This is a genomic window from Pelagibius sp. 7325 (assembly GCF_037652055.1).
Lineage (GTDB): Bacteria > Pseudomonadota > Alphaproteobacteria > Kiloniellales > Kiloniellaceae > Pelagibius.
On sequence record NZ_JBBKAH010000004.1, the window covers coordinates 226,849 to 241,119 of the forward strand.

Below are 14,271 nucleotides of genomic sequence, written 5' to 3' on the forward strand. Positions count from 1 at the left end.
GCAAGGAACAAAAGTCGGGGGTTGTGCGTCTATAAGGCGAAGGAAGTGCAACTGGCCTTCGTGTAATCGAAGCAGAAAAGGAGCACAGCCATGCGTACCCTGACAGCCGTTACCTTGGCCCTGGCGACGGCGACGGCGGTGCCGGCGATTGCCGCGGCACAGCAGATGTCGCCGCCGGTGATGGCGGAGCAGAGCCCCGACCAGGTCCTCTCCGACAAGTACATTGGCGCCGAGGTGGTGGCCGGGTCACCCGAAGGCGTGGAAAGCGTCGGCACGGTCTCCGACCTGGTGCTGGGACCCGACAACAAGATCGTCGGCGTCATCGTGGATGTCGGTGGTTTCCTCGGCGTCGCCGCCAAGCCCGTCGGGCTCTCCTGGGCCTCGCTCAGCGAAGAGCAGAATGACGGCGAGCTGATGCTCCGCACCAGCCTGAGCCGCGCGGAACTGGAAGAAGCGCCGGAGTTCAAGACGCTGGAAGCCAAGCAGGTGGAAAGCGATCAGAAAATGATGGAGCAGGAGCAGCCTCCGGCCACCTTGCCGGCTCAGTAAGTCGCCTCTGCAACGCGACAAGCAACCGCCTTTCCCGCGACGGGGAGGGCGGTTGTCCGTGCGCTCCGTCCGAGAGATGCTGAAGATATGAAATCATCGACCGCCCTTGCCGCCGCACTCTTCGGCGCTGTCTTTTACGGCTCATCTGCATTTATTGCCGGAACCGCGGCCCTTGCTCAATCACGGGCGGAGGACGACACCACGAAGCTGGCCGACGAGATCATCGGCTGCGCCGGCCTGGACACAGATGCGGAGCGGCTGGAGTGCTACGATGGGGTGGCCGCGCCGCTCATGGGGCTCGACCAGCCGAGCGACAGCGAAGGACCGGGCACCCTGCACAGCTTCACCGGCAAGGACGACTGGGATTCCGAAGCCCTGGAGTTCGACCAGCCATGGCGGCTGGTCTGGCAAAATCAGGGCAGCCTGCTGACGGTGGAGCTTCGTACGGAGCAGGGTGAACTGGTCGATGTGGTGGGCAACCAGATCGGCAGGGGCGGCGGCCGTTCGGAGGCCATCGAGCCGGGCACCTATCGGCTGGCCGTGCGCGGGCTGGGAGGCTGGCGCGTGCAGACCTTGGTCAGTGCCGATTAGCCTGCGTGCCGATCAGCCGGGCCCGTTCGCCGGCCGTCGAGGCCGGTCGCGATGCGATCCGATTGTCGGAGAAGCTGTGTTACAGGAGGAACAGCGCCATCAGGGCCAGGGTGATGATCACCAGCACCGTAGAGATCGTGATGAAGCGCGTGAAGCCCTTCCAGATCTGCTGATGCTCACGAAGCAATTGATCGTCTGCCATTTCCCAAGTCCCCGTGCGTGGTCCAACGGTTGCTCTTGCGGCAACGGCCGCCCCCGGCCGACACCCCGTTCCTGGCGTTCTTCTAGCCCGAGATGCCGCGGCGGGCAAGCCTTCCCGCCTTGGCGGCGGGCTCAGAGAGCCGGGTTCAAGAGTTGGCCCGAACCGTCGAAGTCCCCCGAAATCTCGGCTTTTCCGCCGGCCAGGCGGACGCGGCCCTCGGCGACCAGCCGCAGGCAGGCGGGATAGAGGCGGTGCTCCACCCCCAGCACGCGGGCGGCCAGGCGGGCCGGGTCGTCGCCGGGCAGCACGGGCACCGCGGCCTGGCCGATGATCGGGCCGCCGTCGACCTCCTCGGTGACGAAGTGGACGCTGCAGCCGTGCAGCTTCACCCCCGCGGCGAGGGCCCGCTCGTGGGTGTCGAGGCCCGGGAAGAGCGGCAGGAGGGAGGGATGGACGTTGATCATGCGGCCGTGCCAGTGCTGCACGAAGGCGGCGCTGACCACGCGCATGAAGCCGGCGAGGCAGAGCAGTTCCACGCCGGCCCTTTCCAGCGCCGCAGTGACCGCGGTTTCGAAGGCCGGCTTGCCGTCAAAGGCCTTGTGATCGATCACTTCGGCGGCGACCCCGGCCGCCCGAGCGTGCTCCAGCCCGCCGGCGCCGGGCCGGTTGGCAATGACGGTGACGATCTCGGCAGGAAAACCCGGCGCGGCACAGGCATCGAGCAGGGCCTTCAGGTTGCTGCCGCGCCCCGAGATCAGCACGCCGACCTTCAGTCTGCGGGCCGCGGCCTCCGCCATCAGCGCGGCCAGCTCGCGTCGAGCCCCTCGATGGCGACCGAGGGGGCCCCTTCGGCGCGCGCCTGGATGCGGCCGATCTCGAAGACCCTCTCGCCGGCCGCCTCGAAAGCCGCGCGGACGCTGCCGGCATGATCCGGATTGACCACCACCACCATGCCGACGCCGCAGTTGAAGGTGCGCATCATCTCCTTGGGGGCGATGCCGCCGGTCGCGGCCAGCCAGCGGAACACGGCAGGCACCGGCCAGGTAATGCCGTCCAGCACCACCGCCAGGGTCTTGGGCATGACGCGCGGCAGGTTCTCGGGGAAGCCGCCGCCGGTGATGTGGGCCAGCGCCTTGATGCCGCCGTGTTTTGCCCCGGGGCCCCTGAGGGCGGCCAGGCAGCTCTTCACGTAGATGCGGGTGGGCACCAGCAAGGCCTCGCCCAGGCTCTTCTCCGGCGCGAAGGGGGCCGGCGCCGCATAGTCGGCCCCGGCGGTCTCGACCACCCGGCGGACCAGCGAGAAGCCGTTGGAGTGCAGGCCGGAGGAGGCGAGGCCGAGCACCACGTCGCCGGCGGTGACGCCGTCGCCTGTCAGCACCTGGTCGCGCTCCACCGCGCCGACCGCGAAGCCGGCGAGATCGTAGTCCCCGGCGGCATAGAGGCCCGGCATCTCGGCGGTCTCGCCGCCGATCAGGGCGCAGCCGGCCTGGCGGCAGCCCTCGGCGATGCCCTCGATGATTGCCGTGCCGACGGGAACTTCGAGCTGCCCGGAAGCGTAGTAATCCAGGAAGAACAGCGGCTCGGCGCCCTGCACCACCAGATCGTTCACGCACATGGCGACCAGGTCGATCCCGACCGTGTCGTGGCGGCCGGCGGCGATGGCGACCTTAAGCTTGGTGCCGACGCCGTCGTTGGCGGCGACCAGCAGGGGATCGCGAAATCCGGCCGCCTTGGGGTCGAAGAAGCCCCCGAAGCCCCCGAGGCCGGCATCGGCGCCGCTGCGCGCCGTGGAGCGAGCCAGGGGCTTGATGGCCTCGACCAGGGCGTTGCCGGCATCGATGTCGACGCCCGCGTCCTTGTAGGTCAGCTGGTTGTCGCGCGAATTCCGGCTTGTTATGGCGTCCTCCGGTCACATGGGGTATTTAGGGGATCAGGCATTTCTGCCCGCTTTGCCGGGCGAAGATAGAGAATCCGGGACGGTTTGCAATGTGGTTTCGCCGGTTCAGCGGCGCCTTGACTTTGGCTTTCGCCCTCTTGGTGGGCAGCGGCATGCTTGCCGGCACGGCCTTCGCCCAGGCCAGCGCGGACATCTTCACCGTGCGCGATGTGCCGGTGGACGAGACAGCGGCGACGGCGGCCGATGCCCGCCAGGCCGCCCTGGCGGTCGGCCAGCGCCGGGCCTTCCGGCGCCTCATGGAGCGCCTGGTGCCGGAAGACCAGCAGGACCGGGTTCCCGCCGTCGAGTCGTCCGCGCTGCAATACTACGTGCAGGATTTCTCGGTGAACAACGAGCGCACCTCGACGGTGCGCTACCTCGCCGACCTGACATTCCGCTTCAACGGCAATGAGGTGCGCAGCTTCCTGCGCAATGCCGGTGTCGGCTTCGCCGAGACGCGCAGCAAACCGGTGGTGGTGCTGCCGGTGTTCAGCGCCCCGGGAACGGACGCGACGCTGTGGCTGGCGGACAACCCCTGGCGCGATGTCTGGGCGCTCATGCCCGGTGATGACGGCCTGGTGCCGCTGATCGTGCCGATCGGCGATCTCGACGACCTTGCCGCCATCGACGCGCCGCGCGCCTTGAGCGGCGACCGCGAGAGCCTGAAGGCGATCGCCGAGCGCTATGGCGCCGACGACGTACTGGTCACCGCAGCGAGCCTTGCCGGCGATCCGCAGGACGGTTCGGCGGTGCTGCAGGTGGTGACCCGGCGCTATCACGAGGGGGCGGCCAGCGTCACCCTGCGCGACAAGCTGGTGCAGGTGACCGGCGAGCCCTACGACGGTTTCCTCAAGCGCGCCGCCGACCGCATCGACGATGCCGTGCAGGAGGCCTGGAAGCAGCAGTACGTGCTGCAGTTCGGCAACCAGCGCTCGATCCTGGTCTACGTGCCGCTGAGCGGCCTCGACGACTGGCTGACCGTGCGCAAGCGCCTGGATGGCGTCGCGGCGATCCAGCAGACCGGACTGACCACGCTGTCGCGCAAGGAAGCGCAGCTGGAGATCACCTTCGTCGGTGACGAGCAGCGCCTCAGCCGCGCGTTGGCGCAACGCGACCTTTTCCTGTCCCTGCGGCCCGACAGCAACTGGGAGCTGTCGCTGGCTGACCGCCGGACGTCCCAGCCGGCGCCGGCCGGGGACCCCGGCGCGGCTCCCGCCGAGACGTCCCCCGAGACTCCGGCAGCCCTGCCGCAATGAACGACGCCGATCCTGCGACGCCCGGGGCCAATGAGGCGGAGCCGCAGGCCGGCCGGTCGCGGGCGCATGTGGCGATTGCCAGTCAGCTGCGTTTCTGGCTGATCCTGCTGGCGGTCACGCTGGCCTGCGTCTACCTGCTGCGCGGCGTCCTGCTGCCCTTCGTCGCGGGCATGGCCGTCGCCTATCTGCTCGACCCGGTGTGCGACCGTCTGGAGAGCTGGAAGCTCTCGCGCACCTGGGCCACCACCGTCGTCACGATCTGCTTCATCCTGCTGTGCGTGCTGGTGCTTCTGCTGGTGATCCCGGCGGTGGTCAACCAAATCGCCACCTTCATCGAACGTGCCCCCGACTATCTCGACGCCGTGCAGCGGGAGCTGTCGAAACTGATGGCGATGGCGCAGGACCGCCTCGATTCCAACACGCAGCAGCGGTTGAAGTCGGCGCTCGGCGGCTCGGCGGACAAGCTGTTCACCTGGGCGACCGATGTGCTGGGAGGCATCATCTCGGGTGGTGTCGCCTTCTTCAACTTCATCGCCCTGCTGGTGATCACGCCGGTGGTCGCCTTCTACCTGCTGCGCGACTGGGACCGCATGGTCGCCAAGGCCGACGACTGGCTGCCGCGCCGGCACCAGCCGACGATCCGCCACCTCGCCCACGAGGTCGACGAGACCCTGGCGGGCTTTCTGCGCGGACAGGGCACGGTCTGCATCGTGCTGGCGGTGTTCTATGCCATCGGCCTGACGCTCGCCGGGCTCGAATTCGGCCTCGTCGTCGGCCTCATCGCCGGCTTCCTCTCGTTCATTCCCTATGTCGGCTCGATGGTCGGCCTGGTGCTCTCGGTTGGCCTCGCACTGGCGCAGTTCGACAGCTACCTCTCCGTTGCCATCGTTGCCGGGGTGTTCTTCATCGGCCAGGCGATCGAGGGCAACGTGCTGACGCCCAAGCTGGTGGGCGAAAGGGTCGGGCTGCACCCGGTCTGGGTGATGTTCGCCCTGCTGGCCGGTGGTGCGTTGTTCGGCTTCGTTGGCGTGCTACTGGCGGTGCCGGTGGCGGCCATCGTCGGCGTCGGCGTGCGCTTTGCGCTGGGCCAGTACCGGCGCAGCGCGTATTACACCGGTAAGGAGGAACCTGCCTCGAAGGCGCCGCTCTCCGACGCGGACCGTATGCCGTGACCGCACCGGCGCAGCTGCCTCTCGAACTCGACCACCGCCCGGCGCTCGCGCGCGAGGACTTCCTCGTCGCGCCGAGCAATGCTGTGGCGGTCGCATGGATCGACCGCTGGCCCGACTGGCCGGCGCACGCGCTTGCCCTCTACGGGCCGCCCGGCAGCGGCAAGACGCATCTCTGCCAGGTGTGGCGCCAGGCTTCCGGCGCCGTCGCCATCGACGCAGCGCAGCTGCGCAGCGCTGAGCCGCCGGCCTATCTGGGCAACGCCACGGCCTGCGTGGTGGAGGACGTCGCCGGCTGCCTGGCGGGGGAGCCGGAAGTCGCGCGGCGCCTGCTGCATCTCTACAACATGATGCGCGAGCGCGGCGGCTTTCTGCTGCTGTGCGACCGCGAGGCTCCGGCGCGCTGGGACTGTCCGCTGGCCGACCTGCGCTCGCGGCTTTCCGGCACCCAGGCGGTCGCCCTCGGCGAGCCCGATGAAAGCCTCGTCGAGGCCGTTCTGGTGAAGCTCTTCGCCGACCGCCAGCTCGACGCCGGCATGGAGGTCGTGCGCTTCCTGGTGCTGCGCATCGAGCGCTCCTTCGCCGCGGCACGGCGCGCGGTGAGCGCCCTCGACCGCGCGGCGCTGACGGCGAAGCGCCGGCAAATCACCGTGCCGATGGCGCGCGCGGCGCTGCAGGAGATCGAGGCCGCCGGGACAGACGGCAATCAAGGGCAAGAATAAAGCAGAGGAGTGAGTAGGAATGGATCTCGGAATTCGCGGACGCAAGGCGCTGGTCTGCGCGGCGAGCAAGGGCCTCGGGCGAGCCTGCGCGATGTCTTTGGCACAGGAAGGCGTCGACGTCACCATTGTCGCACGCACGCCGGAGCCGCTGGAGAAGACCGCCGAGGAAATCCGCAAGGCGACGGGCGTTCACGTGAACGCCGTGGCCACCGACATCACCAGGCCGGAAGGCCGCGCGCTGGCCCTGGAAGCCTGTCCGCACCCGGACATCCTAGTGAACAACGCCGGCGGGCCGCCGCCGGGCGACTTCCGCAACTGGGATCGCGATGCCTGGATCAAGGCGCTGGACGCCAACATGCTGACGCCGATCGAACTGATGAAGGCGACGGTCGACGGCATGATGTCCCGGCGCTTCGGGCGCATCGTGAACATCACTTCCGGTGCGGTGAAGGCGCCGATCGATATCCTCGGTCTTTCCAACGGCGCGCGCGCGGGGCTGACCGGTTTCGTCGCCGGTCTGGCGCGCAAGACGGTCATCAACAACGTGACCATCAACAACCTGCTGCCGGGGCCATTCGACACCGACCGGCTGCGCCAGACCCTGCAGGCCGCTGCCGACAAGTCGGGCCGCAGCCTGGAGGAGGTGACCAAGGAGCGCGCCGCCGGCAATCCCGCGGGACGCTTCGGCGATCCGGTCGAGTTCGGCGAAGCCTGCGCCTTTCTCTGCGGGGTACACGCCGGTTTCATCACCGGGCAGAACCTGCTGCTCGACGGCGGTGCCTTTCCGGGCACGCTCTAGCCAGCCGATTGCGCAATGAGGCAATTTTGGGGCGCCGGGGATGTCTTCGGCGCCCCTTTGCGTAGAACCAACCATAGATTGGGCCATAACCCGGCGAAGCAAGCCGCTATGGAAGGAACAGAGAGATGTCGGTGCGTCTTATATCGGCGCTTTGCGCCGCGCTGATCGCGACTGCGGTCCCCGCTGCAAATCCTGCTGTTGCCGACGAGTACCGCTATGGCCACGGCCAGAGCCAGGGGAACGGGCACGGCAAGCATCACAGGCACCGTGACAGGCATGAGGAGAAGCGCGGCGGCTATGGCCGGCCGGCTGTCGCGTGGCAGCACGGATACCATGGACACCGGGCCGCGGGGCCGGTCTACGCCTATCCCGTAGTGCGCTACTATCACTACCGGCCGCTGCCGCGCCACCACCATCACAAGAAGGTCTATGTTCACAAGCGCCGCGGCGACAACGACCTGCTCTATGCGATTCTCGCCCTGCAGATCGTCGATCTGCTGAACGACAGCCAGCGGGACAACTACGGCTGGGCGCAGAACCGTGCGGTCTCGGCGCCACTGGGCGAGACGATCCGTTGGAACGACAGCGGTGCCTCCGGCAGCGTCACCGCGACCCGCGACGGCATCGACGATGGCGGGCGCTATTGCCGGGAGTTCCAGCACGACATCACGGTCGGCAACCGCATGGAGCAAGGCTACGGCGTGGCCTGCCGGCAGCCGGATGGCAGCTGGCAGATCGTCTCCTAGAACGCTGGCCGTCCGAGGGGGTCGTTCGGGCAGGTCGGCAAGGCCCCGTGACGCAATAAGGGCCCCCCGCCGGCCACGAGGACCGGGCAGGGGGCCCCGGCTCATGGGGCTGGGTAGGGATCACCCACGGGCCGCTCTCCGTTTAGCCGAGCGCCCGGAGGGCGGCTTTGACGTATATCAACTTTTCTATGCTTTTGGGCTTAGGGAGCCCCGGGCGGGGCGCCGATCTTGCCGCTCGGCCCGCGCGGGTCCATATTCTGCAATAATTTGGTATAGATGACCGTGTTATGAATGGGAGTGGGGCAGCCCCCGTCCTGTTCGATTCGCCGTGCCCGGGAGAGTTCGCGTTGGAAGAGAGTGAGATCGTCGCGCTGGAAGTAGAGCCGCTGGGGCAGGAATCCGACCTGCCGGTCGGCGCCCAAGTCGCCGCGATCGACTTGAATTCGCCAGAGCGCTTCATCAACCGGGAGATCTCCTGGCTCGGCTTCAACGAGCGGGTCCTGGAGGAGGCTTACAACGTCAACCATCCGCTGCTGGAACGGCTGCGCTTCCTGTCCATCTCCGCCAGCAACCTGGATGAGTTCTTCATGGTCCGCGTCGCCGGCCTGCGCGGGCAGGTGCGCGCCGGGGTGAAGACGCCCTCGCCGGAAGGCTTGACCCCCGCCCAGCAGCTCACGGCGATCAACGAGCGGGTCGCCAAGCTGATGCGCTGGCAGCAGGAAAAGTGGCTGGACCTGATCGGCGAGCTGCGCGGGGCCGGCCTGGCGGTGGTCAGCGCCCATGAACTGACGACGCGCGAGCGCAGGTTCCTCGACGAGTACTTCACGGCGCAGCTCTATCCCGTGCTGACGCCCATCGCCATCGACCCGGCGCACCCTTTTCCCTTCATTCCCAACCGCGGCTTGTCGATCGTCGTCGAGCTGCTGCGCGGCGACGACAAGGGGCAGATCAACGCCCTGATCCCGATCCCGGCCATGGTGCAGCGCTTCATCAAGCTGCCGGGCGATGCGGCGCGCTTCATCCGACTTGAGGAGATGCTGCGGCTCTATTTCGACGAGATGTTCCCCGGCTTCGAGGTGCAGGCGAGCGGCTTTTTCCGTGTGCTGCGCGACAGCGACCTGGAAGTGGAGGAAGAGGCCGAAGACCTGGTGCGCGTGTTCGAGAGCGCCTTGAAGCGCCGGCGGCGCGGGTCGGTGATCCGCCTGACGGTCGATGCCGACATGCCGTCAGCGCTGCTTGAGTTCGTGGTGCGCGAGCTGCAGGTCGACGCGGAGAACGTGTTCTCGCTGGACGGCATGCTGGGACTTTCGGATACCAACGAACTGATCGTCGACGATCGCCCGGATCTGGTGTTTGCGCCTTACAATCCGCGCTTTCCGGAACGCATCCGCGATCTGGGGGGCGACAGCTTTGCGGCGATCCGCGCCAAGGACTTCGTCGTCCACCATCCCTACGAGAGCTTCGACGTGGTCGTGCAGTTCCTGCGCCAGGCGGCGAACGACCCCGCCGTCGTCGCCATCAAGCAGACGCTTTACCGCACCTCCGAGGACTCGCCGATCGTGAAGGCGCTGGGCGAAGCGGCGGAGGCCGGCAAGTCGGTGACCGCGCTGGTTGAGTTGAAGGCGCGCTTCGACGAGGAACGCAACATCCGCTGGGCGCGCAATCTGGAGCGCGCCGGCGTGCAGGTGATCTACGGCTTCCTGGAGCTGAAGACCCACGCCAAGATTTCGCTGGTGGCCCGCCGCGAGGGCGAGGCGATCCGCACCTACGTCCACTTCGGTACCGGCAACTACCATCCGGTCACGGCGCGGATCTATACCGACGTTTCCTTCTTCTCCTGCGACCCGGTACTGGCGCGCGACGCCACGCGGTTGTTCAACTACATGACCGGCTACGCGACGCCCAAGGCGATGGAAAAGATCGCCTTCGCCCCGCTCACCCTGCGCCAGAAGCTGCTCACGCTCATCGAGGGCGAGATCGCTCACGCAAAGGCCGGCCAGCCGGCCAGCATCTGGGCCAAGCTGAACTCCGTGGTCGACCCTGAAATCATCGACGCCCTCTACCGGGCCTCGCAGGCCGGCGTTGCCATAGACCTGGTGATCCGCGGCATCTGCTGCTTGCGGCCGGGGGTGCCGGGCCTGTCCGACAACATCCGGGTAAAGAGCATCGTCGGGCGCTTCCTGGAGCACAGCCGAATCGTTTGCTTCGGCAACGGCAAGCCGCTACCGTCCCGGGACGCCAAGGTCTTCATTTCCTCGGCGGACTGGATGCCCCGCAATCTGGACCGCCGCATCGAGACCCTGGTTCCCATCGAGAACGCAACGGTTCACCAGCAGGTCCTCGACCAGATCATGATCGCCAATCTCAACGATGAAGCGCAGAGCTGGATTCTCGAGCCCGAGGGGACCTTCCGGCGCGTGCGCTCCACGGCAAAGTCGTTCAGCGCGCACACCTACTTCATGACGAATCCCAGCCTGTCCGGCCGCGGCTCCGCCCTGAAGAAGGCGAAGAAAGCGCCGAGGCTGGTCCTGAAAAAATCCTGACGTGAGCATGGCAGCCCGGCAGCCGGCAGCGGTCGCGTCCCCGTCCAAGGGCAGCGCCAGAGATGAGCGCGTCGCCGTGGTCGATATCGGGTCCAACTCCATTCGCCTGGTGGTCTTCGACGGCGTCAAGCGCGCCCCGGCCACGGTATTCAACGAAAAGGTGCTCTGCGGCCTCGGCCGCGGCCTGCAGTCCAGCGGCCGGCTGAGCCCGGAGGGCGTCGCCCTGGCGGTGCCGAACCTGGTGCGCTTCACATCGCTGGCGCGCGCCATGGGGGTCGGCCGCATCGACATGATCGCCACCGCTGCCGTGCGCGACGCCAGCGACGGACAGGCTTTCCGCGCCACCGTCGAGCAGCAGTGCGGCCATCCCATCCGGGTGCTGACGGGCGAGGAGGAGGCACAGTTCTCCGCCCTGGGCGTGATCGCCGGCAACCCGACTGCCGACGGCATCATGGGGGATATGGGCGGCGGCAGCCTGGAGCTGGTCGAGGTGACCAACGGCAAGGTGGGGCACTCGACCACAACGGCGCTGGGGCCGTTGCGCCTCATGGAAAGCTGCGGAGACGACCGCCAAAAGGCGCGCCGGCTGATCGACAAGGCGCTGGGCAAGGTGGATTGGCTGAACAGCGGTAAGGGACGGGCCTTCTACCCGGTCGGCGGCACCTGGCGGAACTTGGCGCGGCTGCACATCGAACAGCACCGCTATCCCCTGCATGCCATCCATGGCCATACCATTCCGCGCGACGAGGCCATCGCCCTGGCACGCGGCGTCAGCCGGCTCGGCAAGTCCTCGCTGTCCGGCTATCAGCAGGTGTCGCGCCGGCGGCGCGAGACGCTGCCGATGGGCGCCCTGGTCTTGAGCCGCCTGCTGCGCAAGATGCAGTGCGAGCGGGTGACCTTCTCGACCTACGGCCTGCGTGAAGGCTACCTTTTCCAGCAACTCTCCGCCGAAGCCAAGCGCCAGGATCCCCTGCTGTCGGCGGCGGAAGAGGTCGCCGAGCGGGAGAGTCGGTTCGGTGGCCTGGGGGAGGCCCTGATGACCTGGTGCGACGCGCTGTTTCCCGACGAGACCGCGGAGGAGCGGCGCCTCCGGCTGGCCGCCTGCCACCTGTCCGACCTCACATGGCGGGAGCATCCGGATTTTCGTGGCGTCGAGGCTCTGCAGCGGATTCTGCAGTATCCTCTGGTGGGCATAGACCACCCCGGCCGCGCCTTCATTGCCTACACTGTCTTCCTGCGCTACGGCGAGTCCCCCAACGCGAAGGTGACCTCGCAGGCGACGCCCTTGCTGAGCGATCGCAGCAAGACCCGGGCGGTCTTGCTGGGCGCCGCGCTGCGGCTGGCTTACCGGGTGTCCGGGGCGACGCGCTGGGTGCTCGACCACAGCGGCCTCAGCATCGACGGCAAGACCCTGGTGCTGCGGTTGCCGACCGACGGCTCGGTGCCGGACGGCGATGCGGTGCAGCGCCGCTTCAAGGCGCTGGCGCAGGCGGGCGGCTTTCAGGAAACCCGCATCGTCCTTTAGCGGACCTCGATCTCGCGCTGTGCCTCGACGACGGTCACACTGGTATCGACCATCTCCCGCTCGACCCGCAGGATGCCGCGGTAGCGGCCCACGGGCCAACCCTGCTCCGGACGCTTGCGGCTGACCGAGTGCGACGACTGGGCGCTGTGCCTGTCCAGGGATTCGGCGTGGGTGACCACGATCACGTCGTTCGGTGCAATGACCGTGAGGCTCAGCCGGTCGCCTTCACGCAGACCCCAGAGGCTGGCCCAGAAGACCAGTACCGGAGACTCCTTGGACAAGGACGCCGGCGGCTCGATGCCGGCGTAGATCTCTTCGCTTTCCGCTTGGCGGTCGAGCAGGCCGGCGGAAAGCAGGCCCCCGGAGCGATAGGCGAGTTGAGCCTGGGCGGCGGGCGACCACAGGCTCTGTTCCGCGCCGCCACAGGCCGCCGCCGGCTCCTGGCCGGTGAAGGGGTCGAGCAGCCTGTGCTCGTGCGTGACGGCGAAATGGACGTGCGGGAAGTCGCTGTTGCCCGAGAGGCCGATAAGGCCGAGCTTTTGGCCGCGCGCCACCCGCTGGCCTTGACTCACCGCCACGCTCCCCTGCCTCAGGTGGGCGTAAGTGGTCACCCAGCCGTCGCCGTGGCGGATAGCGACCCAGTTGCCGTTGCGCTCCTCGCGGGTCTTGCCCGGCCCGGTGTCCGCCATCAGAAGGTCCGGCTGGCCGTCCTTGGCGATCACCACCTCGCCGTCGGCGGCGGCGATCACCGCCACGCCGCGCCGCATGTCGATCTGGGTCGGCACGCGGAAGTCGATGCCGCGGTGGCCGTCGTAGCTGAGCGACCCACAGGTGTGGTCCAGCCAGCCCGGCCCCGGATCATGGTCGATGTAGTTCTGGATGCTGCAGACGCTGCCCATGGCGCAGTCCACCGGGAGGCCGAAGCCGCCGCCGGGCGGGGCCGCCGGAAGCGGATCGTTCGCCTGAGCGAGAGCGGGAATGCCAGCCAGCGCCCAGACGACCCCGGTGAGCAGGCCGAGGAAGGCGAAAGCGTTCCCCCGGCCGGACGGCATCAGGCGGTTTTCCCACCGTTGACCGGCACCACGCGGACCTTGCTGCCGGAGGCGCTGAGCGCCACCGTCCCGTGCTTCAGGGCCAGGGCATCGCGCCCGAAGATGTCGTAGCGCCAGCCGCGCAGCGCCATCACGTCGGCCTCGTCGCTCATGGCGATCTGCTCCAGGTCGGCGGAGCTGGCGATGAGCTTCTGGGCGACGTCATGCTCCTCGCAGCGCAGCTTCAGCATCACCTTAAGAAGGTCCATCAACGGCCCGATACCGTTGAGAGTTTGCTGCTTCGGCGGCGCCGGTGGCAGGTCGCTGTCCGGCAGCGCCAGGGCGCCGGCGATGGCCTCCAGGATGGCTTTGCCGATGCGGCCGCGGGCGAGGTCGCGGTTGATGCCGCGGGAGCGGGCGAGTTCCTCCTCGCTGGTCGGGCGGTGCGCGGCAATGTCGAACAGCTGCTCGTCGCGCAGTACGCGGCCGCGCGGTACGTCGCGCTGCTGCGCCTCGACCTCACGCCAGGTGGCGAGGGCCCGCAGCACGGCCAGGTAGCGGCGGTCGTTGGAGCGGGTCTTGAGGCGCTTCCAGGCCTCGTCCGGCTCCAGGCGGTAGGTCTCCGGCGAGGTGAGGATCGCCATCTCCTCGTCCAGCCAGGAGGCGCGGCCGCTCTTCTCAAGGCGTCTGGCGAGCTTCTGGTAGACCTTGCGCAGGTGGGTCACATCGGCCAGGGCATAGGTGAACTGGCGCTGGGCCAGCGGCCGGCGCGACCAGTCGGTGAAGCGCGAGGACTTGTCGATCTGGGCGCCGGTCAGCTTGCGCACCAAGGTGTCGTAGCCGACCGACTCACCGAAGCCGCAGACCATCGCCGCCACCTGGGTGTCGAAAATCGGCGCCGGCAAGCCGCCGGAAATGTGGAAGAAGATTTCCATGTCCTGGCGTGCCGAATGCAGCACCTTGACGATTCCGGGGTCGTTGAAGAGCTCGAAGACCGGCGCCATGTCCAGACCTTCGGCCAGCGGGTCGACCGCCGCGACGTCGTCCTCCCCCGGCCCGGCCAGCTGCAGCAGGCAGAGCTTGGGCCAATAGGTGGAATCCCGCAGGAATTCGGTATCGACGGTGATGAAGTCCGCCCCGGCGAGGCGTGCGCAGAAAGCCTTGAGTTCCGCGCTATCGGCAATCAGGTTCATGGCGCCGGT

General features: G+C 67.9%; 14 protein-coding genes. 9 read left to right on the forward strand and 5 right to left on the reverse strand.

The window, feature by feature from the left end:
• Positions 1-90 precede the first annotated feature (90 nt).
• Both WDC82_RS14045 and WDC82_RS14050 read left to right on the forward strand, forming a co-directional pair.
• Positions 91-549, forward strand: coding sequence for a PRC-barrel domain-containing protein (locus WDC82_RS14045; RefSeq protein ID WP_340117966.1), 459 nt, complete (start codon positions 91-93; stop codon positions 547-549).
• An 87-nt stretch (positions 550-636) separates the two neighbouring features.
• Complete coding sequence (locus WDC82_RS14050; RefSeq protein WP_340117967.1) at positions 637-1,140, forward strand: hypothetical protein; 504 nt, start codon at positions 637-639, stop codon at positions 1,138-1,140.
• Positions 1,141-1,219: 79 nt separating this feature from the next.
• On the opposite strand, the gene WDC82_RS14055 is transcribed toward WDC82_RS14050, so the two are convergent.
• The 3 genes from WDC82_RS14055 to purM all read right to left on the reverse strand — a co-directional run bounded on the left by WDC82_RS14055 (position 1,220) and on the right by purM (position 3,209).
• Positions 1,220-1,342, reverse strand: a complete 123-nt coding sequence (locus WDC82_RS14055; protein WP_340117968.1) for an aa3-type cytochrome c oxidase subunit IV — start codon at positions 1,340-1,342, stop codon at positions 1,220-1,222.
• A gap of 131 nt (positions 1,343-1,473) precedes the next feature.
• Positions 1,474-2,139: a phosphoribosylglycinamide formyltransferase gene (gene purN / locus WDC82_RS14060; RefSeq protein ID WP_340117969.1), complete on the reverse strand. Its 666-nt coding sequence runs from the start codon at positions 2,137-2,139 to the stop codon at positions 1,474-1,476.
• A complete protein-coding gene (gene purM, locus WDC82_RS14065; protein WP_370661553.1) occupies positions 2,139-3,209 on the reverse strand; it encodes a phosphoribosylformylglycinamidine cyclo-ligase in 1,071 nt (356 codons plus the stop codon). Before purM ends, purN begins: the two co-directional genes overlap by 1 nt.
• Before the next feature lie 119 nt (positions 3,210-3,328).
• On the opposite strand from purM, the gene WDC82_RS14070 reads away from it, so the two are divergent.
• The 7 genes from WDC82_RS14070 (at position 3,329) to ppx (ending at position 12,038) form a co-directional block, all read left to right on the forward strand.
• Complete coding sequence (locus WDC82_RS14070; RefSeq protein ID WP_340117970.1) at positions 3,329-4,534, forward strand: DUF2066 domain-containing protein; 1,206 nt, start codon at positions 3,329-3,331, stop codon at positions 4,532-4,534.
• Positions 4,531-5,706: an AI-2E family transporter gene (locus WDC82_RS14075; RefSeq protein WP_340117971.1), complete on the forward strand. Its 1,176-nt coding sequence runs from the start codon at positions 4,531-4,533 to the stop codon at positions 5,704-5,706. Before WDC82_RS14070 ends, WDC82_RS14075 begins: the two co-directional genes overlap by 4 nt.
• On the forward strand, positions 5,703-6,425 hold the full coding sequence (locus WDC82_RS14080; RefSeq protein WP_340117972.1) for a DnaA ATPase domain-containing protein: 723 nt from the start codon (positions 5,703-5,705) through the stop codon (positions 6,423-6,425). The genes WDC82_RS14075 and WDC82_RS14080 overlap by 4 nt, the downstream gene beginning before the upstream one ends.
• A gap of 19 nt (positions 6,426-6,444) precedes the next feature.
• Entirely contained in the window at positions 6,445-7,224 is a 780-nt protein-coding gene (locus WDC82_RS14085; RefSeq protein ID WP_340117973.1) for an SDR family oxidoreductase, read from the forward strand.
• A 125-nt stretch (positions 7,225-7,349) separates the two neighbouring features.
• Positions 7,350-7,970: a hypothetical protein gene (locus WDC82_RS14090; RefSeq protein WP_340117974.1), complete on the forward strand. Its 621-nt coding sequence runs from the start codon at positions 7,350-7,352 to the stop codon at positions 7,968-7,970.
• A gap of 371 nt (positions 7,971-8,341) precedes the next feature.
• A complete protein-coding gene (locus WDC82_RS14095) occupies positions 8,342-10,513 on the forward strand; it encodes an RNA degradosome polyphosphate kinase (protein ID WP_370661554.1) in 2,172 nt (723 codons plus the stop codon).
• A 7-nt stretch (positions 10,514-10,520) separates the two neighbouring features.
• Positions 10,521-12,038 carry an exopolyphosphatase gene (gene ppx, locus WDC82_RS14100; RefSeq protein WP_340118153.1) on the forward strand — a complete coding sequence of 506 codons (1,518 nt, stop codon included), beginning with the start codon at positions 10,521-10,523 and terminating at the stop codon, positions 12,036-12,038.
• On the opposite strand, the gene WDC82_RS14105 is transcribed toward ppx, so the two are convergent.
• Together WDC82_RS14105 and rnd are read right to left on the reverse strand one after the other, a co-directional pair.
• Positions 12,035-13,090, reverse strand: a complete 1,056-nt coding sequence (locus WDC82_RS14105; RefSeq protein WP_340117975.1) for a M23 family metallopeptidase — start codon at positions 13,088-13,090, stop codon at positions 12,035-12,037. The genes ppx and WDC82_RS14105 overlap by 4 nt on opposite strands.
• Positions 13,090-14,262 carry a ribonuclease D gene (gene rnd, locus WDC82_RS14110; protein ID WP_340117976.1) on the reverse strand — a complete coding sequence of 391 codons (1,173 nt, stop codon included), beginning with the start codon at positions 14,260-14,262 and terminating at the stop codon, positions 13,090-13,092. Before rnd ends, WDC82_RS14105 begins: the two co-directional genes overlap by 1 nt.
• Between the last annotated feature and the right edge of the window lie 9 nt (positions 14,263-14,271).

Coding starts and splice junctions, on each gene's coding strand:
- WDC82_RS14045 (WP_340117966.1), top strand. CDS start 91: ATGCGTACCCTGACAGCCGTTACCTTGGCCCTGGCGACGGCGACGGCG.
- WDC82_RS14050 (WP_340117967.1), top strand. CDS start 637: ATGAAATCATCGACCGCCCTTGCCGCCGCACTCTTCGGCGCTGTCTTT.
- WDC82_RS14055 (WP_340117968.1), bottom strand. CDS start 1,342: ATGGCAGACGATCAATTGCTTCGTGAGCATCAGCAGATCTGGAAGGGC.
- purN (WP_340117969.1), bottom strand. CDS start 2,139: ATGGCGGAGGCCGCGGCCCGCAGACTGAAGGTCGGCGTGCTGATCTCG.
- WDC82_RS14070 (WP_340117970.1), top strand. CDS start 3,329: ATGTGGTTTCGCCGGTTCAGCGGCGCCTTGACTTTGGCTTTCGCCCTC.
- WDC82_RS14075 (WP_340117971.1), top strand. CDS start 4,531: ATGAACGACGCCGATCCTGCGACGCCCGGGGCCAATGAGGCGGAGCCG.
- WDC82_RS14085 (WP_340117973.1), top strand. CDS start 6,445: ATGGATCTCGGAATTCGCGGACGCAAGGCGCTGGTCTGCGCGGCGAGC.
- WDC82_RS14090 (WP_340117974.1), top strand. CDS start 7,350: ATGTCGGTGCGTCTTATATCGGCGCTTTGCGCCGCGCTGATCGCGACT.
- ppx (WP_340118153.1), top strand. CDS start 10,521: ATGGCAGCCCGGCAGCCGGCAGCGGTCGCGTCCCCGTCCAAGGGCAGC.
- WDC82_RS14105 (WP_340117975.1), bottom strand. CDS start 13,090: ATGCCGTCCGGCCGGGGGAACGCTTTCGCCTTCCTCGGCCTGCTCACC.
- rnd (WP_340117976.1), bottom strand. CDS start 14,262: ATGAACCTGATTGCCGATAGCGCGGAACTCAAGGCTTTCTGCGCACGC.